Origin of the sequence: Rossellomorea sp. RS05 (genome assembly GCF_039822645.1) — a bacterium.
Lineage (GTDB): Bacteria > Bacillota > Bacilli > Bacillales > Bacillaceae_B > Rossellomorea > Rossellomorea marisflavi_B.
The window spans coordinates 1-415 of record NZ_JBDKWY010000026.1 but is presented as its reverse complement, the minus strand read 5'-3'; the positions used below and the strand labels follow the sequence as shown (position 1 = coordinate 415).

Annotated in this window: 2 tRNA genes; both read left to right on the top strand. The window is 44.6% G+C overall.

Annotation, left to right across the window (positions count from 1 at the left end):
- Window positions 1–175 precede the first annotated feature (175 nt).
- Window positions 176–251 (top strand) — tRNA-Thr (locus ABJ225_RS22305).
- A 59-nt stretch (window positions 252–310) separates the two neighbouring features.
- Window positions 311–386 (top strand) — tRNA-Lys (locus ABJ225_RS22300).
- The last annotated feature ends 29 nt before the right edge of the window (window positions 387–415 follow it).

Here is a 415-nt window from a genome sequence, read left to right as displayed (position 1 = left end):
TAGCTCAGCTGGGAGAGCATCTGCCTTACAAGCAGAGGGTCGGCGGTTCGATCCCGTCATCCTCCACCATAGTTTTTTCACGAAGCGTTAGCGAAGTGAAAATAACTTACCATAAAGAAGCTTTAACCTTTGCAATGTAGCTAAGGCAAAGAAAAAAGAATACACCATACACCTTGCCGGTGTAGCTCAACTGGTAGAGCAACTGACTTGTAATCAGTAGGTTGGGGGTTCAAGTCCTCTTGCCGGCACCACTTTTTTATGTTCTTTTGTATTTTCTTATGGGTATTTGTCCATTATAGAAAAGCAGCACGAGCCATTAGCTCAGTTGGTAGAGCATCTGACTTTTAATCAGAGGGTCGAAGGTTCGAATCCTTCATGGCTCACCATTTATATCATGCGGGTGTGGCGGAATTGG